25 protein-coding genes are annotated in these 26437 nt (G+C 66.9%); 6 read left to right on the top strand and 19 right to left on the bottom strand.

Annotated features, from left to right (window positions below):
* Positions 1 to 8: 8 nt before the first annotated feature.
* The 4 genes from miaB to IWX65_RS08620 form a co-directional block, all read right to left on the bottom strand.
* On the bottom strand, positions 9 to 1556 hold the full coding sequence (miaB, locus tag IWX65_RS08635) for a tRNA (N6-isopentenyl adenosine(37)-C2)-methylthiotransferase MiaB (RefSeq protein WP_196882037.1): 1548 nt from the start codon (positions 1554 to 1556) through the stop codon (positions 9 to 11).
* Between the two features lie 4 nt (positions 1557 to 1560).
* Positions 1561 to 2385: a regulatory protein RecX gene (locus IWX65_RS17775; protein WP_334683751.1), complete on the bottom strand. Its 825-nt coding sequence runs from the start codon at positions 2383 to 2385 to the stop codon at positions 1561 to 1563.
* A 4-nt stretch (positions 2386 to 2389) separates the two neighbouring features.
* Positions 2390 to 3439, bottom strand: a complete 1050-nt coding sequence (recA, locus tag IWX65_RS08625; RefSeq protein ID WP_196882034.1) for a recombinase RecA — start codon at positions 3437 to 3439, stop codon at positions 2390 to 2392.
* Between the two features lie 228 nt (positions 3440 to 3667).
* Entirely contained in the window at positions 3668 to 3889 is a 222-nt protein-coding gene (locus IWX65_RS08620; protein WP_196882032.1) for a DUF3046 domain-containing protein, read from the bottom strand.
* A 290-nt stretch (positions 3890 to 4179) separates the two neighbouring features.
* Here IWX65_RS08620 and IWX65_RS08615 point away from each other — a divergent pair, with 290 nt between their 5' ends.
* Positions 4180 to 4653 carry a MarR family winged helix-turn-helix transcriptional regulator gene (locus IWX65_RS08615; protein WP_196882031.1) on the top strand — a complete coding sequence of 158 codons (474 nt, stop codon included), beginning with the start codon at positions 4180 to 4182 and terminating at the stop codon, positions 4651 to 4653.
* Between the two features lie 72 nt (positions 4654 to 4725).
* Here the strand turns inward: IWX65_RS08615 and IWX65_RS08610 are convergent, their stop codons facing one another.
* The 6 genes from IWX65_RS08610 to dapA all read right to left on the bottom strand — a co-directional run bounded on the left by IWX65_RS08610 (position 4726) and on the right by dapA (position 12038).
* Complete coding sequence (locus IWX65_RS08610) at positions 4726 to 5166, bottom strand: helix-turn-helix domain-containing protein (RefSeq protein WP_196882027.1); 441 nt, start codon at positions 5164 to 5166, stop codon at positions 4726 to 4728.
* Between the two features lie 124 nt (positions 5167 to 5290).
* Entirely contained in the window at positions 5291 to 5776 is a 486-nt protein-coding gene (locus IWX65_RS08605; protein ID WP_196882025.1) for a CinA family protein, read from the bottom strand.
* Entirely contained in the window at positions 5773 to 6378 is a 606-nt protein-coding gene (gene pgsA, locus IWX65_RS08600) for a CDP-diacylglycerol--glycerol-3-phosphate 3-phosphatidyltransferase (RefSeq protein ID WP_196882024.1), read from the bottom strand. Before pgsA ends, IWX65_RS08605 begins: the two co-directional genes overlap by 4 nt.
* A 9-nt stretch (positions 6379 to 6387) precedes the next feature.
* Positions 6388 to 9321, bottom strand: a complete 2934-nt coding sequence (locus tag IWX65_RS08595; protein WP_196882023.1) for an FtsK/SpoIIIE family DNA translocase — start codon at positions 9319 to 9321, stop codon at positions 6388 to 6390.
* A gap of 39 nt (positions 9322 to 9360) precedes the next feature.
* Complete coding sequence (locus tag IWX65_RS08590) at positions 9361 to 11094, bottom strand: ribonuclease J (RefSeq protein WP_334683750.1); 1734 nt, start codon at positions 11092 to 11094, stop codon at positions 9361 to 9363.
* A complete protein-coding gene (dapA, locus tag IWX65_RS08585) occupies positions 11091 to 12038 on the bottom strand; it encodes a 4-hydroxy-tetrahydrodipicolinate synthase (protein ID WP_196882022.1) in 948 nt (315 codons plus the stop codon). The genes IWX65_RS08590 and dapA overlap by 4 nt, the downstream gene beginning before the upstream one ends.
* Positions 12039 to 12158: 120 nt before the next feature.
* On the opposite strand from dapA, the gene IWX65_RS08580 reads away from it, so the two are divergent.
* From IWX65_RS08580 to IWX65_RS08570, 3 genes are all read left to right on the top strand, one after another.
* Positions 12159 to 13364, top strand: coding sequence for a heparan-alpha-glucosaminide N-acetyltransferase domain-containing protein (locus tag IWX65_RS08580; protein WP_196882021.1), 1206 nt, complete (start codon positions 12159 to 12161; stop codon positions 13362 to 13364).
* Between the two features lie 177 nt (positions 13365 to 13541).
* Positions 13542 to 13904: a PadR family transcriptional regulator gene (locus tag IWX65_RS08575; RefSeq protein WP_196882020.1), complete on the top strand. Its 363-nt coding sequence runs from the start codon at positions 13542 to 13544 to the stop codon at positions 13902 to 13904.
* Positions 13901 to 15253, top strand: a complete 1353-nt coding sequence (locus tag IWX65_RS08570) for a permease prefix domain 1-containing protein (protein ID WP_334683749.1) — start codon at positions 13901 to 13903, stop codon at positions 15251 to 15253. Before IWX65_RS08575 ends, IWX65_RS08570 begins: the two co-directional genes overlap by 4 nt.
* 18 nt (positions 15254 to 15271) lie before the next feature.
* Here IWX65_RS08570 and IWX65_RS08565 read toward each other — a convergent pair whose 3' ends face one another.
* The 7 genes from IWX65_RS08565 to IWX65_RS08535 form a co-directional block, all read right to left on the bottom strand.
* The gene (locus IWX65_RS08565) at positions 15272 to 15766 is read right to left on the bottom strand and encodes a hypothetical protein (RefSeq protein ID WP_196882019.1); all 495 of its coding nucleotides are present in this window, start codon (positions 15764 to 15766) and stop codon (positions 15272 to 15274) included.
* A 1-nt stretch (position 15767) separates the two neighbouring features.
* Positions 15768 to 16535, bottom strand: a complete 768-nt coding sequence (dapB, locus tag IWX65_RS08560) for a 4-hydroxy-tetrahydrodipicolinate reductase (RefSeq protein WP_196882018.1) — start codon at positions 16533 to 16535, stop codon at positions 15768 to 15770.
* A 36-nt stretch (positions 16536 to 16571) separates the two neighbouring features.
* Positions 16572 to 17003, bottom strand: coding sequence for a molybdenum cofactor biosynthesis protein MoaE (locus tag IWX65_RS08555; protein ID WP_196882017.1), 432 nt, complete (start codon positions 17001 to 17003; stop codon positions 16572 to 16574).
* The gene (locus IWX65_RS08550; RefSeq protein ID WP_196821986.1) at positions 16990 to 17475 is read right to left on the bottom strand and encodes a MogA/MoaB family molybdenum cofactor biosynthesis protein; all 486 of its coding nucleotides are present in this window, start codon (positions 17473 to 17475) and stop codon (positions 16990 to 16992) included. Before IWX65_RS08550 ends, IWX65_RS08555 begins: the two co-directional genes overlap by 14 nt.
* Positions 17472 to 17906 carry a cyclic pyranopterin monophosphate synthase MoaC gene (gene moaC, locus IWX65_RS08545; RefSeq protein ID WP_442859179.1) on the bottom strand — a complete coding sequence of 145 codons (435 nt, stop codon included), beginning with the start codon at positions 17904 to 17906 and terminating at the stop codon, positions 17472 to 17474. The genes IWX65_RS08550 and moaC overlap by 4 nt, the downstream gene beginning before the upstream one ends.
* 119 nt (positions 17907 to 18025) lie before the next feature.
* Entirely contained in the window at positions 18026 to 19315 is a 1290-nt protein-coding gene (locus tag IWX65_RS08540) for a molybdopterin molybdotransferase MoeA (RefSeq protein ID WP_196882016.1), read from the bottom strand.
* A 65-nt stretch (positions 19316 to 19380) separates the two neighbouring features.
* Positions 19381 to 20967, bottom strand: a complete 1587-nt coding sequence (locus IWX65_RS08535) for a molybdopterin-dependent oxidoreductase (protein ID WP_196882015.1) — start codon at positions 20965 to 20967, stop codon at positions 19381 to 19383.
* 218 nt (positions 20968 to 21185) lie between these two features.
* Here IWX65_RS08535 and moaA point away from each other — a divergent pair, with 218 nt between their 5' ends.
* On the top strand, positions 21186 to 22256 hold the full coding sequence (gene moaA / locus IWX65_RS08530; RefSeq protein ID WP_196882014.1) for a GTP 3',8-cyclase MoaA: 1071 nt from the start codon (positions 21186 to 21188) through the stop codon (positions 22254 to 22256).
* Positions 22257 to 22508, top strand: coding sequence for a MoaD/ThiS family protein (locus IWX65_RS08525; RefSeq protein ID WP_196882013.1), 252 nt, complete (start codon positions 22257 to 22259; stop codon positions 22506 to 22508).
* A gap of 149 nt (positions 22509 to 22657) precedes the next feature.
* Here the strand turns inward: IWX65_RS08525 and IWX65_RS08520 are convergent, their stop codons facing one another.
* Positions 22658 to 24016 (bottom strand): M16 family metallopeptidase, encoded by a 1359-nt coding sequence (locus IWX65_RS08520; RefSeq protein ID WP_196882164.1) that lies wholly within the window; start codon positions 24014 to 24016, stop codon positions 22658 to 22660.
* A 120-nt stretch (positions 24017 to 24136) separates the two neighbouring features.
* Complete coding sequence (locus IWX65_RS08515; protein WP_196882012.1) at positions 24137 to 26395, bottom strand: polyribonucleotide nucleotidyltransferase; 2259 nt, start codon at positions 26393 to 26395, stop codon at positions 24137 to 24139.
* Between the last annotated feature and the right edge of the window lie 42 nt (positions 26396 to 26437).

The following is a 26437-nucleotide window of genomic DNA, read 5'->3' as shown; positions in this document are numbered from 1 at the left end:
TCCCGTCGTCAGCCGGCTCGCCCGCGGACCGGGAGCGAGGGCATTCCGAGTGAGACGCCGCGCGTCCCTGCGCCGCCGGCTCCGGTGGAGGGCGCAGCACACGAATCCGCCTGCGCGCGGTCCCACGCGTCACCGGCACGCGATCGGCGCACGCTGTATTCGGCGGGCGACGCCGGGTCGGCGATGAGGTGGAACGGTGCGGCCCGGGTCACGGAAACAGTGACGAGGTCCCCCGGCCGCGGTGCCTGCCCGCCGTCGGGCACTGAGAAGTGGACGAGCCTCTGGTCCCTCGAGCGCCCCGACAGTCGGTGGGTCTCAGCGCTCTTCCGCCCCTGGTGGGCGGTGACGAGGACTTCCACCTGCATGCCTACCTGCAGCGCGTTTTCCTCTTCGCTGATGCGGTCCTGCAGCGCCGTCAGCCGCTCGTAACGCTCCTGCACAACGTGCTTGGGCAGCTGGTCGGCAAGTTCGGCAGCGGGAGTTCCGGGGCGTTTGGAGTACTGGAAGGTGAAAGCCGTCGCGAACCGGGACCTTTCGACGACGTCGAGCGTTGCCTGGAAGTCCTCCTCCGTCTCTCCGGGGAACCCGACGATGATGTCGGTGGAGATGGCCGCGTGCGGCATGCGCTCGCGTACCCGGTCGAGGATCCCGAGGAACTTCGTGGAGCGGTAGGAACGCCGCATGTCCTTCAACACGCGGTCCGAACCGGACTGCAGCGGCATGTGCAACTGCGGCATCACGTTGGGCGTCTCGGCCATCGCTTCGATGACGTCGTCAGTGAATGCTGCGGGGTGCGGGCTGGTGAACCGGACACGTTCCAGGCCCTCGATCGCTCCACAAGCCCGCAGCAGCTTGGCGAACGCACCGCGATCGCCGAACTCCACGCCGTAGGAATTCACGTTCTGGCCGAGAAGGGTGACCTCGATGGCGCCGTCGGCCACCAAGGCCTCTATTTCGGCCAGGATCTCCCCGGGCCGGCGATCCCGCTCCTTGCCCCGCAGTGCTGGAACAATGCAGAAGGTGCAGGTGTTGTTGCAGCCCACGGAGATCGACACCCAGCCCGCGTACACCGAATCGCGCTTCGTGGGAAGGGTGGAGGGGAACACATCGAGGGATTCGAGGATCTCGAGCTGGGCCTCGTCGTTGTGGCGCGCCCGCTCGAGCAGGGCGGGAAGGGCCCCGATATTATGGGTTCCGAAGACTGCGTCCACCCACGGAGCTTTGCGCAGGATCGTGTCGCGGTCCTTCTGCGCGAGGCACCCGCCCACTGCTATCTGCATGCCGGGATGGGTCTCCTTCACCGAGGCAAGCATCCCGAGGTTTCCGTAGAGCTTGTTGTCGGCATTCTCGCGGACCGCGCAGGTATTGAAGACGACGACGTCCGCCTGGCCGCCCGACGTCGCGGCATAACCGGCGCCCTCGAGCAGCCCGGTGATGCGCTCGGAATCATGGACATTCATCTGGCAGCCGAAAGTCCTGACTTCATAGGTCCGTGGGCTGCCGGTCGTGTTCCGCTGGACCAGGGCTGACGACGGCGCGGGCGCTGTGATACTCACACTGTTAAGCGTACGGTGGGCCAGCCGCGAGTCCACAATCGTCGCTACCCCGCCCCGCGTCCATGATGTCCCGAACAAGGGAGAACGCGAGGCCTGGGTTGTAGCCCTTGCGTGCCAGTACGCCGACGAGCTTCCGCGTTTCCCTGTCGCGGATCTTCCGGTCCGCCAGATCGATGCCGGCACGCATTTTCCTGCGGATCACCTGTTCGGCTGCGGCGCGCTCATCCTCATCGGTTACCTGAGCCAGCGCGTCCTCGGCGAGATCAGGGTGAATGCCCCTGTCGGCAAGCTCCCGCTTCAGGACCGACCGGGCCAGGGAACGGGTTTGGGCACGACTGCGCACCCACATTCCGGCGAATTCGGCATCGTCGATGAGCTGAACCTCTTCGAAGCGGTCCAGCACAGCGCCGGCGACGTCATCAGGGATGTCTCGTTCCCTGAGCTTCTGGGCAAGCTGGTGCCTGCTTTTGGGTGCCATGGCCAGGTGCCGGAGAACTATCGACCGGGCAAGTCCGGCAGAGTCTTCAGGCAGCTTGCTACCCTTCTCGGGGGAAACGACGGGAGGATCTGCGTCCGGGTAGCCCGGTGGCCCGTTCGACTCGTCCTCGTAATCCTGGGAGAAGCCATAGCCATAGTCGGAGCCGCCCGAGCCGCCCACCACGGGGCCATAGGGCGATTCCTGCGCAGGGCGCAGCTTCCGGGTGCGGGACCCGGAAGCCGCGTGTGCTGTGGAACCACTGCTCCCAGCCCTGGAGCCCTTGCTCCTGCCGAAGGGTTTACGCGAAGGCTCTGATGTTCCGCTGAAACCGAAAGCACCGTCGGCGGACATTCCGCTACTCCCCGCTGACGGCCTTGAGCTTCGGTGTGCCTTCAGCTTCTTCCGGCTGGACGCCGATCCCTAGCTTGGTCCTGATCTTCTGCTCGAGTTCATCAGCCAGGTCCGGATTGTCGATCAGGAACTTCCGGGCGTTCTCCTTGCCCTGGCCCAGCTGATCGCCGTCATAGGTGAACCACGCACCGGATTTCTTGACGAGTCCGTTCTCCACACCCACATCGATGAGCCCGCCTTCACGCGAGATTCCGTAGCCGTAAAGAATATCGAATTCCGCCTGCTTGAACGGCGGCGCCATCTTGTTCTTGACGATCTTGGCCCTGGTGCGGTTACCCACCGGATTGACACCCTCCTTGAGGGTTTCAATGCGGCGAACGTCGATGCGCACTGATGCATAGAATTTCAGGGCCTTGCCACCCGTTGTCGTCTCCGGGCTACCGAAGAACACCCCGATCTTCTCGCGAAGCTGGTTGATGAAGATCGCGGTCGTGTTGGTCTGGCTCAGCCGCCCCGCGATTTTTCGCAGGGCCTGGCTCATGAGCCTGGCCTGGAGGCCCACATGGCTGTCTCCCATGTCGCCTTCAATCTCCGCGCGGGGCACCAGCGCGGCCACGGAGTCGATCACCACGAGGTCGATCGAGCCGGACCCGATCAGCATGTCCATGATTTCCAGGGCCTGCTCGCCCGTATCAGGCTGGGACACCAGGAGCGCATCGGTATCTACTCCCAGCCTCTTTGCGTACTCGGGATCCAGGGCGTGCTCGGCGTCGATGAACGCGGCGATACCACCATTACGCTGGACGCTGGCGACGGTATGAAGTGCAACAGTGGTCTTACCCGACGATTCCGGCCCGTAGATCTCGACGACCCTGCCACGGGGAAGCCCTCCTATGCCGAGGGCTGCATCCAGCGCGATGGAACTTGTGGAGATAGTTTCACGTGGGGCCCTGACCTCGTCACCAAGACGCATGATCGAGCCTTTGCCATACTGCTTGTCGATCTGTGCAAGTGCAGCTTCAAGTGCTTTCTCGCGGTCGGCTGGTGCGGCCATTATTCACCTCGGTTTGTTGTGGCCCGAAGGCCGTTTGCATGTTCGTTCCGACCCTATCGGCCGGCACTGACAATCTCGGGAATGCCTTTTTTATGTGGACATTCCGACGCGGCGGGATGTTTCTATCCTACCGCCGACCGAACAAAGTTTCGAATAATTTCTGGGCGTGTCCGGCCGGTCATCGGTTCGGAATCGGCAGCCCGGTCCTCCCAGCTCCCTGCAGCAGGGTTACCGCCGGGGCGCGACATCCCGGCCCAGGCGCCGCTCGTGCGGAACGTCCTGCGCATCACAGACAGCTGTCCATACCCGTCGAGGATCGACGCCGCCGGACAACGCGGCAAGCGCGGTCCGGTCGCCCAGCTCGGCCAGGACCAGATCCCCCGCCAGGGTGCGCGAGTATCGGCTCCCGAACTCATCATCCATCAGCCGCCAAAAGTCACTCAGCCGCATCTCCGTCTCCTTCTCCTCTGCCTCTTCCTGCCGACGGGCGCCACGGCCCGAAAAGCAGAATCAGAAATCCTTCGTATCGAGCAAGCGTCTCGCCCGGGTGCTGCCGGAAAGCCCTGCCGGAAAGTCCTGTCGGAAAGTCCTGTCGGAAGGTTCTGCTGGGCGATTCCACCGGCATGAGCCCTTCCAATATGTCCTGCCGGAACCCCGGTGATGATGGTCGCGTGCCCCCCGGACCGCTTCCACGGGCTTCCGTAGCGGAATGCGGCAGCCGGAACCCTAGAATAAGCGACATGGAAGCCAAGCCCGCAAGTACTGACTCCAACGTAGATTCCGCGATCGAGGCGCTCGAGCAGCAGCTCAGCATGCTCTGGAGACGCGCCCGCTCCAACTCCTACAAGGTGGCACGCCGCGTGCACCCGGACATGGAACCGGCCGCATATGGTCTGCTCGTGATCCTGCAGCGCGAAGGTTCCATGCGGTTGACGGACATCGCGGCGAGCATCGGCGTCGGCAAACCGTCAGTGAGCAGGCAGATCGCAATGCTTGAACAACTCGGCCTGGTCCAGAAGGAAGCGGATCCGCTGGACGGCCGGGCGCAGGCGATTTCATTGACGCCGGCGGGAACCCACCAGCTCGTCACCGCACAGACAGCGCGCAAGCAGGCTTTCCATCAGCTGATGGAGGATTGGGACGTCTCGGACCTCACACAGCTCGGGAACCTCATCGCCCAGCTCAATTCCACGTACACCAAGGACAACTGGTAGGAGCCCGCTGGCGCGAAAAGCAGAAAGCCCGCCCTCTTGTCGGGGCGGGCTTCCTGACGCGGGGGGGAGCAGCTACCGATTGGTGGTTGCAAGTCCCCTGCGGAAATCGTTGGTGAGGTCATCGGGTAGGTTGTCTTCGAATTCGCGTGAGAATTCCTGCGGAATGGTGTCCGGGATCGACACGCCCTCCGCCTCTGCGAGACGATCGCTGACTTCCCGCAGCATCGAGGACAGTGGAACATCCAGTGCGCCGCAGATTGATGAGAGGAGTTCAGATGACGCTTCCTTTTGGCCGCGTTCCACTTCGCTGAGGTATCCGAGGGAGACCCTAGCACTGTGGGACACCTCCCGGAGCGTCCTGCCCTGGCGCTGGCGGACGTCGCGGAGGACGTCCCCGATTTCATGGCGTAGAACCACCATTTTGCGCTCCTTGGGCTTGCGTTGTGCATCATCTGCCAGCCCCACATCACGCCAACGGATCACGCCGTTTACGGATACGGGTTGCTTTACCATCGGTATGCCTTGCTCCCTCATAAGTGCGGCCCCGCCCGGTGGGCGGATGCGGCGAAGATAATGACCAGCCCGATTTTCTTGAGCCTTAGTCGTCAACCCTATCAACGGCGGACACTATTCATAACTAACCCGCGGGATCTTTTGTTCCCATGGACAACCCGCTCCCCAACAGTTCCAATGCAGCGCTGCAGGATTGCTGCCGGATCTGCCCGCGGTCCCCCGGAAACAGGTATTCCTCCACCCGGGTGCCCGAAGCGGAGGCGACTGCAATGAAGACGGTTCCCACGGATTTGCCGTCATGTGGCTTGGGCCCCGCAACTCCGGTTGTCGAGACGGCAAGATCAGTATTCATCAGGGTCCGGGCCCCCTCGGCCATCTGGCGGGCCACGGCGGCATCCACCGACCCTGCTTGGGCCAGAAGCGCCGACTCGACTCCGAGCACCTTCACTTTGACGTCGTTGGCGTAAGCGATCACCCCGCCCTTCAGCATTCCAGAGGCGCCCGGCACGTCGGCGAGGGAAGCTGCCACCTGTCCGGCCGTCAACGATTCGGCCGTCGCAACCGTGAGGCCTACCGCCAGGGCCCGTTCGACGACGTCGGCGGGGTTCATGCGGGAGAGGGAGGAGACGATTTCGCTGCCGAGCGCAGCCGCACGGCCTGGAGGACGTAATCGACTCCCGTGACGACCGTCACGACGAGTGCCGCGCCCATGACGACTGCCGCAGGCCACCAGGCCCAGCTGCCGAGGCTCGACTGGAGCGGCAGGAGGAACAGGAGGATGGCGACGGTCTGGATCACCGTCTTCAACTTCCCGCCGCGCGAGGCCGGCATCACTCCGTAACGGATCACCGCGAACCTCAGGAGGGTGATGCCCAGCTCCCGACCGAGGATCACGAGGGTCACCCACCACCACAGTTCACCGAGGACCGACAGGAGAATCAACGCCGACCCGATCAGAAGCTTGTCTGCAATGGGGTCCGCGATCTTTCCGAAGTCGGTGATCAGCCCGCGGCTCCGGGCGAGGTCGCCGTCGAGCTTGTCCGTATAGATGGCGACGGCGAACGTCGCGACCGCCAGCCAGCGGAACAGCCCCCCCTCGCTGTTGTCGGCCAGCAGGAACCAGACGAAGAAGGGAACCAGCAGGATCCGCACGACGGTGAGGACGTTCGCGATGTTCAGAACCGGTACCGCCGGGGCTGGAGTGTTCGTCACACGACTAGGCTACCTGCCGGTGAGGTTCCAGGCGTCCTCGTTTCCGTCGTCGTCGCTCGCGGACCCTCCGTCGGAATAGTCGATGGCCTGGGTACGTGCGGCGAGGTCGTCGGCTACGAGGTCCACCGGAGCCGTAGGGCGCGGAGCCGCTGAAGGGGCGGCGGCAGCGGGTTCGTCACCACGCATGGCGGCGAGGACCGGTGCGAGGTCGTCCGGCTTGACGAGCACGTCGCGTGCCTTCGACCCTTCGGACGGTCCCACCACTCCCCGGGATTCGAGGAGGTCCATGAGGCGGCCGGCCTTGGCGAAACCGACGCGCAGCTTGCGCTGGAGCATCGACGTCGAGCCGAACTGGGTGGTGACCACGAGTTCGGTGGCCTGCAGCAGGACGTCGAGGTCGTCCCCGATGTCGTCCTCGACCTGCTTCTTCGGCGCTTCGACGGCGACGTCCTGGCGGTAGACAGCCGACAGCTGTCCCTTGACGTGCTCCACGACGCGGTGTATTTCCGACTCGGTGACCCACGCGCCCTGGACGCGGATCGGTTTGGAGGCGCCCATGGGCAGGAACAGGGCGTCGCCCTGACCGATGAGTTTCTCGGCTCCGGGCTGGTCGAGGACGACGCGGGAATCGGTGACCGACGACGTCGCGAACGCCATGCGGGACGGGACGTTCGCCTTGATCAGTCCCGTGACGACGTCGACCGACGGACGCTGCGTCGCCAGCACCAGGTGGATGCCCGCGGCACGCGCAAGCTGGGTGATCCTCACGATGGAATCCTCGACGTCGCGCGGTGCGACCATCATCAGGTCGGCGAGCTCGTCCACGATGACCAGGAGGTACGGGTACGGCCGGACCACACGCTTGGATCCCTCGGGCGGAACGATCTTGCCGTTCCGGACGGCCTTGTTGAAGTCGTCGATGTGCTTGTACCCGTAGTTCGCGAGGTCGTCGTAGCGCGTGTCCATTTCGCGGACCACCCACTGCAGGGCCTCGGCGGCCTTCTTCGGGCTGGTGATGATGGGGGTGATGAGGTGCGGCACGCCCTCGTACGCGGTGAGCTCGACGCGCTTGGGGTCGACCATGACCATGCGGACCTCGTCGGGCGTCGACCGCATGAGGATCGAGGTGATCATCGAGTTCACGAAGGACGACTTCCCGGCCCCGGTCGCTCCCGCGACCAGCAGGTGCGGCATCTTCGCGAGGTTAGCCACCACGAAGCCACCCTCGACGTCCTTACCCACGCCCATGACCATCGGATGGTCGGTCTTGCGGGCGTTACCCGAGCGGAGCACGTCCCCCAGCGACACCGTCTCGCGGTCGGTGTTCGGGATCTCGATGCCGATCGCCGATTTGCCGGGAATGGGTGACAGGATCCGAACATCCGAACTGGCGACGGCGTAGGAGATGTTCTTCGACAGCGCAGTGACTCGTTCCACCTTGGTTCCGGGCGCGAGCTCGATCTCGTAGCGCGTCACTGTCGGTCCCCGGGAGAAGCCGGTGACCTTCGCGTCGACGTTGAACTGGTCCATGGTGTGGGTCAGCGCCGCGACGACGGCGTCATTGGCTTCCGAACGCTCCTTCGGCGGGGTGCCGGCAGGAAGGTAGTCCGACGGCGGCAGCGTGTAGGTGACGTCCCCGGCGAGCTGGAGCTGTTCGGTCCGCTGGGGGATCGGGGCCGGAGGAACCTGCGGCTGGACCGGTGTGGACGGCACGATCAAAGCCTTCGCGGCGGGCACGACGTCGATGGCCTCCGTGGCGCCCTCGGGAATCCGCTCCGGCGTGGATTCGGGAGCACAGGCCGGGGTCGACCCGATGCCCTGCGCGTGCTTGATCTTCTCGGCGGCGAGTTCCTGCTGCGTCGGCCGGCGCATACCGGCCGGTATCTGCGCCTCGGCTTCGCGCGCCTTCCGCTCCTCGTCCTCGATCACGGCGCGTTCGAAGGCTTCATCGCCCACGTAACCGTCGGCGTCGCCGTCGTAGGGCTGTTCGGTCCGGTCCTTGCCGAAAAGACGCTTCTTCTTCTTCGGTGCGGGCTTTGCCGTGGCGCCATGCGCCTCATAGAGGTAGCTCTGGTCGTGGTCAGGATCGTTAGCGCTGCCGTTGCGGCCGTCGGCGGAGTCGCGGTCGCCGTCGATCAGGTCCTGCCCCATCAGGTGCTCGTAGAGCGCCCTCAGGCGCCGCGGGATGTGTCGCAGGGGCGTTGCGGTGACGATGAGGATCCCCAGGAAGACGGCGAGGCCGAGAAGGAGACCCACCGGCCACGGGGTGAGGATCTCGGTTAGGGGCCCGGCGGTGAGGAACCCCACCACTCCCCCGGCGCGCCAGAGTGGATCAAGACCCTCGGAGAGGCTCGGCCTGCCGCCCACCAGGTGTGCGATGCCCGACCCGGCGACCAGGATGACCAGCTGCCCGATGGCGATGCGGTTGTTGGCGCGATGCTGTTCCGGGTGACGGAACAGCCGGACGGCGCCGATCAGCAGCATAAAGGGAACCAGCAGCGCCATCCATCCGAAGGTGCCGCCGGCCACCGCGTGGATGCCGCGCGCGAGCGGTCCGGCCAGGGCCCACCACTCGACTGCAGCGACGGCCATCGCCAGCAGCAGGAGGAAGAATCCGGTTCCGTCCCGGCGCGTGTCCCGTTCCGGATCGACGTCGTGCCCGAACTTGCGCACGCCGGAACCGGCGAGGTGGGCGAGGCCCATCCACGCACCGCGAACGGCACGGAGTGGCAGCGACGGCTTCTCCTCGGGGTGTTCCGGGACGGCCGCAGTATTCTGCGTGCCACTCTGCCCACCGCTCTGCGCACCGCTCTGCCGTTGGCTCTGCTTGGGACTCTGCCTGGTCTTGGGAATACTCCTGGCCGGCGTGGGGCGCGCAGCAGCTGGAGTCTTCTTGCGCGATTGCTCGGGCCCCCGGGGGGCAGGGGAAGTACGGGTGGCCATACCCCCACGGTACCGGATCCGGCTCCGGCTTTCGGGGAACTACGCCTCGAGGACCACGGGAATGATCATGGGACGGCGGCGGTACCGGCGGTTCACCCAGGTGCCGATCACGCGACGCACTACCTGCTGCAGCTGATGGGTGGTGTGGTCCTTGTTGATGCGGACCGCTTCCTCGAGGGCTTTGCTGAGCTGCGGCATGATCTCATCGAAGACCGAGTCGTCCTCGGCGAATCCCCGGGCATGGATGTCGGGCCCCGAGACGATCTTGCCGGTGGTGCGGTTGACCACGGTGATGATGGAGATGAAGCCCTCTTCGCCGAGGATGCGCCGGTCCTTCAGATCGGCGTCGGTGATCTCGCCGATGCTCGCACCGTCCACGTAGATGTAGCCGCACTCGACAGCGCCGACGATCCGCGCAGTGCCATCGACGAGGTCCACCACCGAGCCGTCGTCCGTGAGCAGGACGTTCGCTGCAGGCACCCCCGTCTGCTCGGCGAGCCTGCCGTTCGCGATGAGGTGCCGGGTTTCACCGTGCACCGGCATCACGTTGCGGGGCCGGAGGATGTTGTAGCAGTACAGTAGTTCCCCGGCCGCTGCGTGACCGGACACATGCACCTTCGCATTGCCTTTGTGGATGACGTCGGCGCCCAGCTTGAGCAGGCCGTTGATGACCCGGAAGACGGCGTTCTCGTTTCCCGGAATGAGCGACGACGCCAGGATCACTGTGTCACCCTTTCCTACCCTGATCCGGTGATCGCCGCTGGCCATGCGGGAGAGGGCCGCCATCGGTTCCCCCTGGGAACCCGTGGACATCAGCACCACGCGGTTGTCCGGCAGCTCGTCGACGTTCTTGATGTCCACCAGGATGCCCTCTGGCACCCGGAGGTAGCCGAGCGAGGCAGCGATGCCCATGTTGCGCACCATCGACCGGCCCGCGAAACAGACGAACCGCCCGTGCATTTCCGCCGCGTCGATGACCTGCTGCACGCGGTGTATGTGGGAGGAGAACGAGGCGACGATGATGCGCTTCGCGACGTGCGAGAAAAGGTTCTCGAGGACCGGACCGATCTCGCGCTCGGCGGTGGTGAAACCGGGAACGTCGGCGTTGGTGGAGTCGACCATGAGCAGGTCGACGCCCTCCTCACCGAGCCGCGCAAAGGCCCGGAGGTCGGTGATCCTGCCATCGAGCGGCAGCTGGTCCATCTTGAAGTCGCCGGTATGCAGCACGTTGCCGGCGGAGGTGCGGAGGAAGACGGCGAGGGCGTCGGGAATCGAGTGGTTGACGGCCACGAACTCACATTCGAACGGTCCGAACTGCTCGATCTGTCCCTCCGACACGGTCAGCGTGTACGGCCGGATGCGGTGTTCCTGCAGCTTCGCCTCGATCAGGGCGAGCGTCAGCTGCGATCCGATGAGCGGGATGTCGGCCTTGAGCCGGAGGAGGTAGGGGACGGCGCCGATGTGGTCCTCGTGGCCGTGCGTCAGCACCAACCCCACGACGTCGTCGAGCCGGTCCTCCAGGTAGGAGAAATCGGGCAGGATCAGATCGACGCCGGGCTGGTTCTCCTCCGGGAAGAGGACCCCGCAGTCGACGATCAGGAGCTTTCCGTCGATCTCGAACACGGCCATGTTCCGGCCGATCTCCCCGAGCCCTCCCAGGGGCACGATCCGCAGCGTGCCCGGCTCCAGTGCCGGCGGCGGGCGCAGCACTACTGACCCTGCTGCCGGCCGGCCGGCCGCTGTACCTGCGGCTGCGGCCGTGCCTGCGGTCATGCCTTCGACCGCGCAGCGGGCTGGTCAGCTGTTCCCCGCTCGAAATCCCAGCCTGCCTCGGCGAGGTCCGCGAACACCTCTTCCATCTCGACGGCGGTCGGCTCCACGAGCGGCAGCCGTACGACGGCGTTGGACAGCACGCCCTGCAGCTTCAGGATCTGCTTCGCCGACACCGCTCCCGGAATATGCGTCATCACCGCGCGCACCACGGGATCGAGCTCGAAGTGGATGCGGCGGGCCTCCGCATAGTCGCCGGCGGCGGCAGCGTCCACCAGCGCCCGGAAGGCAGCGGTGGCTACGTGCGCGCTGACGCTCACCACTCCCACCGCTCCCGCTGCCATCCACGGCAGCGTCAGGCCGTCGTCGCCGGAGTAGACGTCGAGGCTTGTGTTGGCCAGCACGCGGGTGACTGCCGCGTAGTCGGCCTTGGCGTCCTTGAGGGCCTGGATGGACGGATGGTCGGCGAGGCGGATCATCGTCTCGGTGGTGATGGGGATGCCGGACCGGCCGGGGATGTCGTAGATCATGATCGGCAGGTCGCTCGCTGCGGCGACGGCGTGGAAGTGTGCCAGCACGCCGGCCTGGGTGGGTTTGTTGTAATAGGGCGTCACCACCAGCTGGGCATCGGCGCCGGCCCGGGAGGCGCGCCGCGCCATCTCCACCGAGTGCGAGGTGTGGTTGGTGCCGGTGCCGGCGATGACCTTGGCGCGGCCGCCCACGGCCCCCGCCACCACGCGGAACAGCTCTTCCTTCTCGGAGTCCTCGAGCGTGGACGTCTCGCCGGTGGTGCCGGACACCACGAGGCCGTCGCAACCGTCGTCCACCAGCCGGGATGCGAGTGCTGCGGTCGCGTCGTAATCCACCGCGCCGTCAGCAGTGAAGGGCGTGACCATGGCGGTGACCAGGGTGCCGAACGGAAGGTTTCTGGGCGCGAATTCAGGCATGGGTAAAACGTTACCCGTTTTGGCGGCGGCGGACAGGACCGGCACGGCGTCCAACGGGTGCCGGCGTCCGGCACTGCAGTCCCGGCGGGTACTGCCAGAGGGCTGTGAGAACATCGAACCATGTCCTCCCAGCCCGCGTTCCGGCGCCTCAGCGGTATCGATGCAGCACGCGGGATCGCGCTGTTCGGGATGATGAGTACCCATATTTTTCCGCTCTACGTTCCCGGCACTGCCGATGCCACGGAGGTGGCTCTCCTTTTTTCCGGGCGCGCATCGGCCCTGTTCGCTGTGGTGGCGGGAATAGGCCTTGCACTGCTCACCGGGGGCAACGCACCCCGCTCGGGGCGCGTGCTGCGGATGGATCGCCGCGGCATCGCGGTTCGGGCCGTCCTCATCGCGATGGTCGGCCTGGTGCTGGGCGGGGTCGAGACGAACATCGCCGTCATCCTGTTCCACTACGGCATCCTGTTCCTGCTCGCGCTGCCCTTCACCGGACTGCGCCTGCCCGCGCTCGCGGCATGGGCGCTGGGGTGGACGCTGCTCTCACCCGTCGCGGCCTTCCTGGTTCGTCCCTGGGTCGAGACCACGGTGGTACCGGCCGACGTCGGCGGCAATCCGATGTTCGAGCACCTCCTCGTGCCCGCCACCCTTTTGGCGGACATCCTCGTCACCGGCTACTACCCGGCACTCCAGTGGCTGAGCTATGTGCTCCTCGGCATGGTGATCGGTCGTCTTCGGCTCCCGGACCTCAAGGTGCAGGGTGCGCTGGTGGCCGCGGGGCTTACGGCGGCGATCGGCGCGAAGCTGGTGGGCTCCTACCTGCTGGGACCGGCCGGCGGCCTCGCCGCCCTGCTGCAGACGCCGGAGGCTGGGGGTTATCCGCTCGAAGCCATGCTCGACGTCGGTGTGGGATCGATCGACCAGGGCGCCTCCTGGTGGTGGCTGGCCATCAGCAGCCCTCATTCCGGGACGACACTCGACCTTGTCCACACCGCAGGGTCGGCAGCGGTGGTCGTCGGTATCTGCCTGCTGCTCACCCGGCGGAGCCCACGCGCCCTGCTGCCGCTGTCTGGCCCCGGGGTGATGACCCTGACGCTCTACGCCCTGCACATCACCATCATGAGCTGGACCGACCAGCTGGCTCCCCTGCCCGAGCCGTCGGCCGTCTTCTGGTTCCAGGTCCTGGCGTTCGTTGCCCTCGGCATCGTCTTCCACCGCCTGAATGCCCGCGGGCCGCTCGAACTGCTGACCTCGGGCGCATCACGCGCCGCGCGCACCGGACTCGCGCCGGAAGCGGGCAGTAGCGCCGGCCGGGCAAACAGCTAGACGTTCTGCCACCCCGCGGTGCCGAAGGATCGGTCGTGAAGTTCCTGAGTCACCGGGATCCTGCCTCCCGGATCCCCTCACGGATCTTCATCGGTGCACCTGATACCTGCGGACCGCTTGCCATACCTAGAACTGCTATGGTTACATACCATACAGTTCTAGGTATTGGAGGCTCTGGTGCGCATCGACAAGGACCTGGTCGCCGCTTCGGCAACCCCGCTCGTTCTGGGGATCCTGTCGGACGGCGACCTGTACGGGTACGCGATCCTCAAGCGGGTCGCCGAACTCTCGGGCGGCGGAATGCAGTGGACCGACGGGATGCTCTACCCGCTGCTCCACCGGCTGGAGCGGCTCGGCTACGTCTCGTCGTCGTGGGGTGTGTCCGAGGCCGGCCGCCGGCGCAAGCACTACGCGATCACGCCGGCGGGCCTGGATTCCCTCGCCGACCGTCAGGAGCAGTGGAGCGTTGTCGCCGGTGCGCTGCGCCAGGTGTGGCAGACCGCGCAGCGCCCGCCCGCCGTCGCCGAGGGCTGGGCATGATGGACCTCCACGCTGACCTGGAGGCGCAGATCGACCGGTGGCGCGGCTACGTCCAGCGGCGCCAGGCGATCTCCCCCGCCGACGTCGACGAACTCGAGGACCACCTGCGCGGGCAGATCACCGACCGGCAGGCCACCGGGCTCGACGACGAGGAGGCCTTCCTCGTCGCGATCAAGCGACTGGGCAGCCTCGACGCCGTCTCCCGTGAGTTCGCCCGCGAGCACTCCGACCGGATGTGGAAGCAGCTCCTGCTCGTGCCGGACGAGTCCGACGACGCCGGCGCACCGCCCTGGCGCGAACTGGCACTCGTCCTCGCCCTCGCCGTCGGTGCGGGCATCGCGGTCAAGGCCGGTCTGTCCTGGCTCGACGACGGGGCCGCACTGGGGCGTAATCTGGGCCTGCTCGTCTTTCCGTTCCTCGCCGCGTACTTCGGATGGAAACGCCGGCTCACCGTGCACATGGTGGCGACGCTGCTCGTTCCGTTCGCCGCCCTGGCCGTCGTGCTCAATGTCTACCCCTTCGCCTCCGGCGGCTCCACCGAGTTACTCGCTGTGCTGCACGCGCCGGTGGTCCTGTGGCTGCTGGCCGGAGTGGCGTACGTCGGAGGAAGGTTGCGCTCCGATCGGCGGCGCATGGACTTCGTCCGGTTCACCGGCGAGCTCGCCATCTACTTCACGCTCCTCGCCCTGGGCGGCGCCGTCCTGATCGGCCTCACCCTCGCGACGCTCCAACTGATGGGCATCGATTTCGAACCTGTCCTGGAGGACTGGATCCTGCCGTTCGCCGTGCCGGGGGCACTCGTGGTCGCGGCGTGGCTGGTCGAGGCCAAGCAGAACGTCGTCGAGAACATCGCCCCCGTCCTCACCCGCGTCTTCACGCCCCTGACGATCGTCATGCTGCTGGCCCTGCTGGCCGTGCTCACGACCGCCGGCGGGCTCGCCGCCATCGACCGCGAACTGCTCATCCTCATGGACGCGATCCTCGTACTCGTCCTGTGCCTGCTGCTCTATTCGATCTCCGCCCGCGACCCGCTCGCCGCACCCGGTCTGTTCGATGCCCTGCAGCTGGTCCTCGTCCTTGCGGCCCTCGCAGTCGACGCGGTGATGCTGACCGCGATGCTGACCCGCATCGCCGAGTTCGGTCTCAGCCCCAACAAGATCGCCGCGCTCGGCCTGAACCTCCTGCTCCTGGTCCATCTGGTCCGGGCGGCCTGGCTCACGGCCGGGTTCCTGCGCGGCCGACGCACCTTCGCCGCGCTCGAGCGCTGGCAGACGCGGTATCTTCCCGTCTACGGCGCCTGGGCCGCCGTCGTCGTCGTCGTTTTCCCGCCCGTCTTCAGCTTTCTCTGACCAGCACGCCGCCAGCGGTCAGCTGCTCCCCGAACCGGCGCTGTCGGACCCGGGAAAGAGTTTCGCGGCGTCACGCATTGCACGCCGCGCGCGCTTGCGGTCACCGGCGGCGTCGTAGGCGCAGGAGAGCCGGAACCAGCTGCGCCAGTTACCGGGCTCGCTTTCGGCTTCGGCCTGGTACTGCGGGAAACGCTCATCCGCAGCCGCGCGGACGATGCGTCCGGCCGGCGTCCGCGGGAGGTCATCGACCGGCAGCCCGCCCTCGTGCTCGAGGATGCGCGCCATCCGTTGGGTCTGCGCACCGAACTTCAGCTCACGCACCAGCGCCCAGGCGCCGATCAACGGCAGGAGCAGGTAACCGAGCCCGATGGCTTTCGCGATCGGATTGGGATCCGTCAGGAGCAGGAAGCTGCGCTGGAAGGACACGGCGAGCCAGAACACCAGCAGCAGGGTCACGAGGACCACGCCGATCTTTACGCGGTTCCTGCTGACCACGTCGACCAAAGCCCTCACCTCAGGAATCCGGGGACTGCAGGTCGAGATAGCCGTCGAGTCCCACAGTGAGCCCGGGATGGGCTGCCACACTGCGGATTCCCAGCAGGACCCCGGGCATGAAGGACGCACGGTCGAAGGAATCATGGCGGATGGTCAGCTGCTCCCCCGGGCTGCCGAGAAGTACTTCCTGGTGCGCCGTGAGTCCCCGCAGGCGCACCGAGTGCACCCGGACGCCGTCGATGTCCGCTCCCCGGGCACCTCCCGGATCGGAGGTGGTGGCATCCGGGCTCCGGGAAATCCCCGCAGCACTGCGGGCCCGGCTGACGAGCTGCGCCGTGCGGGCAGCGGTACCGGAGGGGGCGTCCACCTTGTCGGGGTGATGGAGTTCGACGATCTCCACCGATTCGAAATAGCGGGCGGCGCTCGCTGCGAAAGCCGTGGCGAGGACCGACCCCAGCGCGAAGTTGGGGGCGATCAGGACCCCGGTGGCCGGGTTCCCTTCCAGAAGTTCCCCGAGGTCTGCGAGGCGCTCGCTGGTCCACCCGGTGGTCCCCACGACCGCATGGATTCCGTGTTCGACGGCGAAGGCGACGTTGCGGTACGTCGCTTCGGGGACAGTGAGGTCGACCATTACCCGCACGCCTGCGGAGACGAGGATGTCGAGGGGGTCATCCCTGCCCAGCGCGGCGACGAGCGACAGTCCGTCGGCGGCTTCGACGGCCCGGACAGCCTCGGCGCCCATGCGGCCCCGGGCGCCCAATACTGCTACGGGTATCTCCTGGTTCATGCGTCCCACACTACTGTTCCGCGCCGACCGGAGCCGTCACGCGCCGGCCCCGACCCATTCCACGGATCCGTCCGAGAAGAACTGTTCCTTCCAGATGGGTACCCGTTCCTTGACGGTGTCCACCAGGTCGGAGCACGCGGCGAAGGCCTCGCCCCGGTGTCCGGCCGCGACGGCGGCAACGAGCGCGTTGTCGCCGATCTCGAGCGGCCCTGTCCGGTGCGCAACCCAGATCCGCACGCCGTCGTGCTGGGCTGCGATCTCCTCCGCGACTTCGCGGATGATCCGCTCGGCACTCGGATGCGCGGAGTAGCTCAGCGAGGCGACACCCTTCCCGCCGTCGTGGTCGCGGACGACCCCGCTGAAGCCGACCACCGCGCCGCACGCTGCCGAGTCGACGGCAGCAAGCGCGGCGTCGGGATTGATGGGAAGGTCCGACACTGCCGTATGTACTACTTCACCCATGGTCATTGGATCCTTCGAGTTGCGAGCAGATGTGGCCGATCAGGGGCGAGAGGACGGCCAGGCCGTCGCGCACTCCCCCTGGGGAGCCGGGGAGGTTGAGGAGGAAGGTGCGTCCCGCGGTACCGGCGAGCCCGCGGCTCAGCACGGAGGTGGGCACCTGCTGCTCGCCCGCCCGGCGGAGCGCCTCCATGATGCCCGGCAGGTGGCGTGTGAGGTACGGCGCTGTCTGCTCGGGGGTGGCGTCGTCGGGACTGAGCCCCGTGCCGCCACTGGTGATGAGCACCGCCGGACCTCCCTCGAGGAGCCTGCCGATCGCCTGGCCCACCGGGGCGCCATCGGGCACCACCACCGCCTCCTGGACGGCGAAGCCGTGCTCGAGGAGCCATGCCGCGATCAGCGGCGCACACTCGTCCTGGTAGGTACCCGCCGCGGCCCGGGTCGACGCAATGACCACCGCCGCGTTCCGAAGGGACGTCATATGCTCCAGTCTCCGCTCTTTCCACCGGATTTGGCCAACACCCGGATGCCGTCGATGGCAGCGGTGTGGTCGACGGCCTTGATCATGTCGTACAGCGTGAGCGCGGCGATGGAAGCCGCGGTCAGCGCTTCCATCTCCACGCCGGTCACGGCCGTCGTAGCCACCACGGCGGTCACCACGACGGCGCCGCCGTCGGACTCCACGGTTTCGAAGTCCACCGTGACGCGGCTGATCGGCAGGGGGTGGCACAGGGGTATGAGCGACGACGTCTGCTTGGCGGCCAGGATGCCCGCCACGCGGGCGACGGCGAGGGCATCGCCCTTCGGCAGCGCGCCGTCGGTGATCATCGCGACGACGTCCGGCCTGGTACGCAGGATCGCCCGGGCACGCGCTTCGCGCTTGGTGACGGCTTTGCCCGAGACATCGACCATGTGGGCGGTGCCGTCCTTCCGGACGTGGGACAGGGCCGGCGGCACCTGATTCTCACTCAGCGGGTTCCCGCTCAGCGTGCTTTCGTTCGGAATGCTTTCGTTCGGCGGAATGTCAGCCGTCACTGCTTCTCCTTCGGGCGTGGTGTGGACGATGCAGCCGGAACGCTCGTCCCTGCTGCCGGATCGATGAGCCAGACGGTGACGGTATCCCCTGCCGCCGCGCTCGCCTGCCCCGCCGGCACATGGACCAGGGCATTGGACCCGGCAAGGGCATGCAGTAGATGTGATGCGGGTCCTCCCACCAGCGACACCGAGCCCTCCGAGTAGGATCCGCGGCGCACCTGGTGTTTCGCTTCGGGTGATTCCAGAGCGGAGGTCAGGCGCGCCTGCAGTGCAACGCGGGGAGCCGGTGCGCCGGTGAGCCGGGTCAGTGCCGGGCGCAGGAACATCTCGAAGGAGATGAGCGCGCTCACCGGGTTTCCGGGGAAGCCCAGGAAGGGGACACCACCGATGCTCCCGATGGCCTGCGGTCCTCCCGGCTGCATCGCGACGGAGTGGAACTCGACGCTGCTGTCCGCGAGCGCCTGCTTCACCACTTCGTACGCTCCCTGGCTGATCCCGCCCGTACTGAGGATGAGGTTGATGCCCTCGCCCTCCAGACCCTCCAGCGTTTCCCGCAGCAGGCGCGGATCATCGCCCATCACGCGGTGGCGGACGACGGCGGCTCCGGCCTCCTGCAGCGCCGCGTCGAGGAGGGTGGTATTGGCGTCGTAGATCCGACCCGGCCCCAGTACGGTCCCCGGTTCCGCCACCTCGTCGCCGGTGGACAGGAGCAGGACTGTGAAGCGCTGCCGGACAGGGACGGACCCGACGCCGCAGGCGGCGAGCAGGCCGAGTTGCGGGGCGGAGAGCAGGGATCCTGCCGGGAGTGCGAGGCTGCCCTCGGCAATGTCGCTCCCGCGTGCCCGGATATAGCTGCCGGGTGCTGTGTCCGCGGGAAGCTCGACCAGGAGGTCCCGGCCGGCTTCGCGCTCAGCGGCTGAATGGAATCGGGCAGGGACGGCCTTCTCGATCGGGACCACCGTGCCCGTGCCCTGCGGGATCATGGCTCCGGTCATGATGGGTGCCGCTGTTCCGGGTTCGAGTGCCGGCGGCTCGATGCCGGCGGGAACAGGTGCTGCGACGCGCAGTCGGAGCCGGGCGCCGCCGAGATCCGCCGTGTGAACCGCGTAGCCGTCCATCTGGGAGTTGTCGAAGGGAGGAAGGCTGACAGGAGCGGAGACGTCTGCGGCGAGGACCCGCAGCCGCGCGTCGGCCAGGGCGACGTCCTCGGAAGCTGCGGCATAGCTGCTGCACTCCCGCAGCAGGCCTTCAACCGCCTGCTGGTGATCGGCGACACTCCTGATCATCTCTGCCTTTCGCGGGGAAGGTGTGGGGTGGGAACAAAGCTGCCGGCAGGACCGCCCCGATGATGCTACCCGGTTTCCGTCACCTGGAACGTTACCGTGGAAAGGCCCTCCGAGCCGTTCGGAGCCGGGGCGCGGACGCTTTCGGACTGGACCTCACCGATGTTGTCCGTCGCCCGGCACTGCACGGTGTGGGACCCTGCCGCCAAGTCGAACTGCACCGAGTACTGACGCCAGGTGTCGACCGAGATGGGGGTCCCGAGTTCGGCCCGCTGCCATGGGCCCCCGTCCACGCGCACTTCAACGCCTTCGATCCCCCGGTGCTGCGCCCACGCGGAGCCGCCCACCGTCACGGGCCCCGCCGGGACACTGGAGCCGGATCGCGGAACGTCCACCCGCGACGACGTCTTGACGGGCCCGCGCTCCGACCACCCGCGCGTGGACCAGTAGGCAGCGTCGTCGGCGAAACGCGTGACCTTGAGCTCGGTGACCCATTTCGTGGCCGATACGAAGCCGAACAGGCCCGGCACCACGAGGCGGACGGGAAAACCGTGTTCCAGAGGGAGTGCCTCACCGTTCATGCCGACCACGAGCAGGGCGTCCCTGTCGTCGGTGAGGGCCCCGAGCGGCGTTCCAGCGGTGAACCCGTCGACACTGCGTGAGAGGACCATGTCCGCCTCCGGCTGCACGCCCGCGCGGGCCAGGAGGTTCCGAATGGGCCAGCCGAGCCACAGCGCATTGCCGATCAGGTCTCCCCCGACGGGGTTGGAGACGCAGGCAAGGGTGACATAGCGCTCGATCAACGGCTGTTCGAGGAGTTCGTCGAAGGACATCTCGACCTCGCGGTCCACGAGTCCTGTGACCCGGAGGGTCCACGTGGACGGATCCACCACGGGCACCACGAGAGCGGTGTCGATTCGGTAGAAGTCCTGCGACGGAGTGACCAGTGGTTCTATTCCTGCCACCCCGAGGTCGGCTCCGGCGGGAATCACCGACCCGATCGGCCGAGGCACGGACGCCGTTGTCCCGGGCAGCCGGATCGCGGCCCGCTGCCCGGTCACCAGCGCCTGGGTGGAGCGGACCTGCACGGCGGCGGCACCGGCCGAAACAGCGACGATCGCTCCTCCGCCTGCGCCCTGCAGGAACCTCCGGCGTGCGGCGGCGACGGGCCGCTCCTCGGTCGGAGGTTCGATGGGAGATCCGGCTGACGCTTCGGCATCACCCCAGGCCCGCAGCGCGGCCAGGAGTTTGGTGAGCAGGACAATGGCCAGGAACAGCGCAAGGACGGGTGCGGTGTAGGAGACCAGGGTGGATTGCGGCCGCGATGCGACGGCCACGATTCCCAGCAATCCGAAGACTGCGACGATCGAGCTCCCCGCGAACCTGCGTGTGGACCCGAGGGCCCCGGCACCCGCGGCCGCCAGGGCGATGATCAACGCCATGGCGACCAGCAGGACCACCTTGTCCGCTGTGCCGAACTGCGCGATGGCCCAGTCCTTGACGCCGGGCGGGACGACGTCGATCACCGCCGACCCCACCGCGCTCACGGGCGTCACTGAGGGGTCCAGCGCGGCAGCGATGAGCTCTCCGGAGATGACACCGATGCCTACGGCCAGCACTCCGGCCACCGCACCCCACGCCTGGCGCCGCCTCATCGAGAACCTTTCGAATTCCGGGGTGCTCCACGAGCTCCGGGATGTCTGCTGCTGATGTCTCCTGAATACACGAGCGCCCAACCCCCGAGGTTCCGTACCGCACGGCCGGGACGAGCGCCAGCACAATCGTCGTCGGCGGTGCATGGTGTGCGAAGCTGCGGGATGGCCGATGATCGTTGAATAGGGCAAGCACAACCGGAAGGCGTAACCTCATCAGTATGGGAATCCAACTCGGCATGCCGGCGCGTCTGCCTGCTTCGGCTGGAAACGGCCTGATGGACACCCACGGCCGGCAAGCGACCGACATGCGGCTTTCCCTCACGGACAAGTGCAATCTGCGCTGCACTTACTGCATGCCTGCGGAAGGGCTCAACTGGCTGCAGAAGGACCAGGTGCTGTCGCGTGCCGAGATCGTCCGGCTGGTCCGGATCGGTGTCGACCTGCTCGGCATCCGGGAACTCCGCCTCACCGGCGGAGAACCCCTCGTTCGCGCGGATCTCCTTGACATCATCCGCGACATCCGCGCCAACCATGCCGACCTGCCCATCTCGATGACGACGAACGCGCTGGGACTCGACCGCAGGGCGGCGGCGCTCAAGGAGGCCGGCCTGACGCGCATCAATGTTTCGATGGATTCACTGCACCCCGACACGTTCGCCCAGCTGACGCGCAGACCTTTCCTGGACCGTGTCCTGAAGGGCATCGAGGCCGCCGCGGACGCGGGTCTGGGGCTCGTCAAGATCAACGCCGTCCTGATGCGCGGCATCAATGAGCACGAGGCACCCGATCTCGTGGAGTGGACCGTGTCACGGGGTTTCGAGCTCCGCTTCATCGAGCAGATGCCCCTGGACGCGGATCACGGCTGGACGCGGGACGGCATGATCACCGCCGCGGAGATGCGGACGCTCGTCGAGACACGGTTCGTCCTGACCCCGGACCCGCGCAACCGCGACGGCGCACCCGCCGAGCGGTGGGAGGTCCGCAGGCGGTCGGCCCCCGACGTCGTCGTCGGCACCGTGGGGATCATCGCCTCGGTGACCGAACCGTTCTGCGCGGACTGCCGGCGGACCCGGGTGACCGCTGAGGGGAAGATCATGAGCTGCCTTTTCTCCCGCGAGGAAACCGATCTCCGCGACCTGCTCCGCACAGATGCCGACGACGCCGCCGTGGCGCGCCGCTGGCAGGAGGCCATGTGGGCGAAGCCCAAGGCCCACGGGATGGACCATACCGGGCTGGGTGCTGCGGACTTCGTACAGCCTGACCGCTCCATGAGCGCGATCGGCGGCTGAATGCTGGTCCGGTATTTCGGCGCGGCGCAGGCCGCCGCCGGCGCAGCTGAGGAGCAGCTCGATTGTGACGGGGCCACCCTCGACGACGTCGTTGCCGTGCTTCAGCAGAAATACGGCGCCGCACCGGCCGCCATGGGGAAGGTTCTCGCGCGCAGCAGTTTCCTCCTCAACGAGGTGGCACTCCGCGACCGGACGCGCACCCTCGCGTCCTCCGATGTGCTGGACATCCTGCCGCCCTTCGCCGGCGGCTGACACTGGCGCACCCCGCACGCGGGGAGGCACCGCCGACGGCTGACACAGCCGGCCCGCCCAGAGGAACCGTCGTACGCGGCGCGGAGCCGCGTACGACAGGTCCCCCGCCGGCGTTGCACCCGTCCGCTCACCCGGGAGGCGCACCACCGCTATGCGGCAAAGTCGGCTTCACGATCGAACGGTCCGACCACCACGGTGGTCCGCGGCGCCGCCGCGAGTTCGGTCGCGAGATCCTTGACCTCCCGGGCCGTGACGGCCCGAATACGTGCCAGCGACTCGTCGACGTCGAAGAACTCCCCCGAGACCAGTTCGGATCTCCCCAGGCGGGACATCCTTGAGCTGCTGTCCTCCAGGGCCATGACCAGGCCACCGGACAGCTGCCCCACGGCCTTCCGCAGCTCCTCGTCCGTGATTCCCCCGGATGCCAACCGGTCCAGCTCGGCACCCAGGAGTTCGATCACCTGGCCCGTCTTCGCCGGCGAGCACCCCGCGTACATCGCGAAGTACCCCGCATCGGCGTAGGACGCCGAGAAGGAATAGGTGGAGTAGACGAGTCCGCGCTTCTCGCGGACCTCCTGGAAGAGCCGCGACGACATCCCGCCGCCCAGTACCGCGTTCAGCACGCTCATCACGAAGCGCCGCTCGTCGGTGGCCACCAGTGAAGGACACCCGATGAGGATGTTCGCCTGCTCGACCGCCCGGCGGATCACATGCACTCCGGCCTTGCCTTCGACCGGAACTGGTTCGGCGGACCGGCGCGGTACCGGAAGGGCTCCCTCGACCAGAACCCAGCCCGCACCTTCGAGTGCTTCCTGCACGAGGGTGCAGACGACGTCGTGATCGAGACCGCCCGCTGCCGTCACCACGAGCTCACCCGGCTGGTAATAGCGCCGGTAGTGCGCCAGCACCGATTCCCTCGGTACATCCCGGATGGCCTGCGGTGTACCGCCGATCGGACGTCCGAGCGGATGGTTCCCGAGGACGGCCTCCACGAACTGCTCGTGGGCAACATCCGCGGGATCGTCGCTGTCCATCGCGATCTCCTCGAGGATGACATCGCGCTCCTGTTCGAGCTCCTCGGGGTCGAGGACGGCGGAGGTCACCATGTCGGCGATGACGTCGATGGCCATGGGGAGGTCTGAGTCGAGAACCCTGGCGTAGTAGCAGGTGTTCTCCTTCGCCGTCGCCGCATTCGATTCGCCGCCCACCTCGTCGAACGCCGAAGCGATCTCCATGGCTGTCCGCTTCGTGGTGCCCTTGAACAGGAGATGCTCGAGGAAGTGGGTGGAACCGTGCTCACCATCGGCCTCGTCCCGCGAACCCACACCGACCCAGAAGCCGATGGTCGCCGAGCGCTGGCCGGGCATTGCTTCGGTGAGCACACGGACGCCGCCCGGCAGCACCGACCGGCGGACCACCGCACCCCCGGGCTCGCCGGAGATGAAGGTGGGGTCAGCGCCGCCATCGAGGCGGGACGTGGGTACAAGCGGGAGTGGAACGACAGACAGGGTCATCCGGGTCCTTCGGTTCAGTGGGGAATGGCTGAGGCGGGTGCGGCAAAGCCCAACGGCTCCGCAGGGAACTCGGAAGTTCCCGGCGAAGCCGTTGGGACAGGAATGCTGGTGGAGCTAGCTGACGGCGTCCTCGACAGCGACCTCCGGCAGTTCGATGCCGGCGTCCTCCGTCGGCTCATCAGCGACGACCGGGGAGAGGGAGAGCTTTCCGCGGTCGTCGATCTTGGTGATTTCGACCTGGACCTTCTGGCCGACGGACACCACCTCGTCGACGTTGTCGACCCGCTTGCCTCCGGACAGCTTCCGCAGCTCGGAGATGTGCAACAGGCCGTCCTTGCCCGGCGTCAGCGACACGAACGCACCGAAGGTGGTCGTCTTGACGACGGTGCCGAGGTAGCGCTCGCCGATCTCGGGAACCTGGGGGTTCGCGATGGCGTTGACCGCAGCGCGAGCGGCCTCGGCCGACTCGCCGTTGGTCGCACCGATCAGCACGGTTCCGTCATCCTCGATCGAGATGTCCGCGCCGGTGTCTTCCTGGATCTGGTTGATCATCTTGCCCTTGGGGCCGATCACCTCGCCGATCTTGTCAACGGGGATCTTGACCGAGATGATCCGCGGAGCGAACTCGGACAGCTCGTCCGGGGTGTCGATCGCGGCTTCGAGGACGCCCAGGATGTGCAGGCGCGCTTCACGGGCCTGCTTGAGGGCGGCTGCGAGCACCGAGGCGGGAATGCCGTCGAGCTTGGTGTCGAGCTGGATCGCCGTCACGAATTCCGATGTGCCGGCCACCTTGAAGTCCATGTCACCGAAAGCGTCTTCGGCACCAAGAATGTCAGTCAGTGCCGCGTAGCGGGTCTGACCGTCGACCTCGTCGGACACCAGGCCCATCGCGATACCCGCGACGAGCGCCCTCAGTGGCACGCCCGCGTTGAGGAGCGACAGCGTGGAGGCGCAGACCGAACCCATCGACGTCGAACCGTTGGAGCTCAGCGCCTCGGAGACCTGGCGGATCGCGTAGGGGAATTCCTCGCGGCTCGGCAGTACCGGCATCAGTGCCCGCTCTGCGAGGGCGCCGTGGCCGATTTCGCGGCGCTTGGGTGAGCCCACGCGGCCGGTCTCGCCGGTGGAGTACGGCGGGAAGTTGTAGTTGTGCATGTACCGCTTCCGCGTGACGGGCGACAGCGAGTCGATCTGCTGTTCCATCTTCAGCATGTTCAGCGTGGTGACGCCCAGGATCTGCGTCTCGCCGCGCTCGAAGATTGCTGAACCATGGACGCGGGGCAGCACCTCGACCTCGGCGGTGAGCTTGCGGATGTCGGAGAGCCCACGGCCGTCGATCCGGACCTGGTCCTTGAGGATGCGCTGGCGCACCACTGCCTTCGTCAGCGATCGGAACGCTGCCGAGATCTCCTTCTCGCGGCCTTCGAACTGTCCGGCGAGGGAGCCTGTCACCTCGTCCTTGAGCGCATCCGAGGCGTCGTTGCGCTCCTGCTTGTCGGCGATCTGGAAGACCTGCGCGAGCTTGTCCGAACCGGCGGCTTCGACAGCCGCGTAGACGTCGTCCTGGTAATCGAGGAAGACGGGGAACTCGACGGTGGGCTTAGCGGCCCGTCCTGCGAGATCGGCCTGTGCCTCGCACAGTGCCCGGATGTAGGGCTTGGCGGCTTCGAGGCCGTCGGCGACGATCTCCTCGGTGGGGGCCGTCGCGCCGTTTTCCTTGATGAGGTTCCACGAGTTGTCGGTGGCCTCGGCTTCGACCATCATGATCGCGACGTCATCGCCGGCTACACGGCCGGCGACCACCATGTCGAACACGGAGTTCTCGAGCTCGGAGTGCTTCGGGAAGGCAATCCACTGGTCGTTGCCGCTGCCGTCGGACACGAGGGCAACGCGGACGCCGCCGATCGGACCGGAGAACGGCAGGCCGGACAGCTGGGTGGACATCGAGGCGGCGTTGATAGCGACGACGTCGTACCGCACGTCGGGGTTGATCGCGAGTACCGTGACGACGATCTGCACCTCGTTGCGCAGGCCCTTGACGAAGGCCGGGCGCAGCGGGCGGTCCATCAGGCGGCAGGCCAGAATGGCCTCCGTTGACGGGCGGCCTTCACGGCGGAAGAACGAACCCGGGATGCGGCCCGCAGCATACATGCGCTCTTCGACGTCGACGGTCAGGGGAAAGAAGTCGAAGCCCTCGCGGGGATGTTTGCCTGCCGTGGTGGCGGACAGCAGTGCCGTGTCCTCGTCGATGTAGACCATCGCGGCGCCGGCTGCCTGCTGGGCGAGACGGCCTGTTTCGAAGCGGACTGTGCGTGTGCCGAACCGGCCGTTGTCGATAACGGCCTCAGCAAATTGAATTTCGGGACCCTCCATAGAAGAGTCACCTCCGTTTCCTGTTGTGGGATGCAAACGGCA

Origin of the sequence: Arthrobacter sp. CAN_A214 (assembly GCF_015751955.1) — a bacterium.
Classification (GTDB): Bacteria; Actinomycetota; Actinomycetes; order Actinomycetales; family Micrococcaceae; genus Arthrobacter_D.
This window is presented reverse-complemented; position numbering and strand designations above follow the sequence as displayed.